Below are 1,115 nucleotides of genomic sequence, written 5' to 3'. Positions count from 1 at the left end.
TCGCTGACCATCGCCCGCAGTTTTGTCGCCACCATCATCGTCGGCATCATCCTGATCCTGATGGCGATGCTGAGGCCGTTCAAGGCGCGCGACGGAAGCTGGCGGCCCTGGCCGGCATGGCTGCGCTACCTGTCGCTGGGCCTTGGCCTATTCACCATCATAGCCGCCTTGCTCGGCTATATCGGCCTTGCGCTGTTCGTTTCGCTGCAGGTCGTCGTCACCGGCACAGCCTTGATCACCGCCTATATCGGCTTCCTGTCGGCGCAGGCGATCGGCGAGGAGGGTGCTTTCGCCAACACCTCCGTCGGGCGCTGGCTGTCGGCCAATTCCAGCTACGAGGATACGGCCCTCGACCAGCTCGGCCTTGTCGTCAGCGTTGCCATCAATGTGATGATCGTGCTGGTGTTCCTGCCGCTGATCCTGCTGATGTGGGGTTTCCAGCCCGGCGATATCCAGGCTTGGGCCTACAAGCTCGCAACCGGGATCAACATCGGCTCGGTGACGATCTCGGTCACCGGCATCCTCTCCGGCATCGTCGTCTTCGTCATAGGCTATTTCCTGACGCGGTGGTTCCAGGGCTGGCTCGACGGCTCGGTCATGGCGCGTGGCAAGGTCGATACCGGCGTGCGCAACTCGATCAGGCTGGCGGTCGGCTATGCCGGCGTCGCGCTGGCGGCACTGGTCGGCATCTCGGCGGCGGGCATCGACCTGTCCAGCCTGGCACTGGTCGCCGGCGCTCTTTCCCTCGGTATCGGCTTTGGCCTGCAGAACGTGGTGTCCAATTTCGTTTCCGGCCTGATCCTTCTGGCCGAGCGGCCGTTCAAGGTGGGCGACTGGATCGTTGCCGGCGACGTCAGCGGCACGGTCAAGAAGATCAGCGTGCGCGCCACCGAGATCGAAACCTTCCAGCGGCAATCGGTGATCCTGCCCAATTCGAACCTGATCAACAACGCCGTCGGCAACTGGACGCACCGCAACAAGCTCGGCCGCGTCGACATCAAGGTCGGCGTCGCCTATGGCAGCGACGTCAAGCAGGTTCATGCCGTCCTGCTGGAGATCGCCCGCAGCCACCCGATGGTGCTGAAGAACCCCGAACCCTTCGTGCTGTTTTCCAA

General features: G+C 63.3%; 1 protein-coding gene. It reads left to right on the top strand.

Annotated elements, in window-relative coordinates:
- Positions 1 to 1,115: mechanosensitive ion channel domain-containing protein (locus EOA22_RS34650; protein WP_164756221.1), on the top strand; the 1,115-nt coding region annotated here is incomplete at both ends.

This window comes from Mesorhizobium sp. M7A.F.Ca.US.014.04.1.1, assembly GCF_003998745.1.
In the GTDB taxonomy this organism is placed as follows: Bacteria; Pseudomonadota; Alphaproteobacteria; order Rhizobiales; family Rhizobiaceae; genus Mesorhizobium; species Mesorhizobium ciceri.
This window is presented reverse-complemented; position numbering and strand designations above follow the sequence as displayed.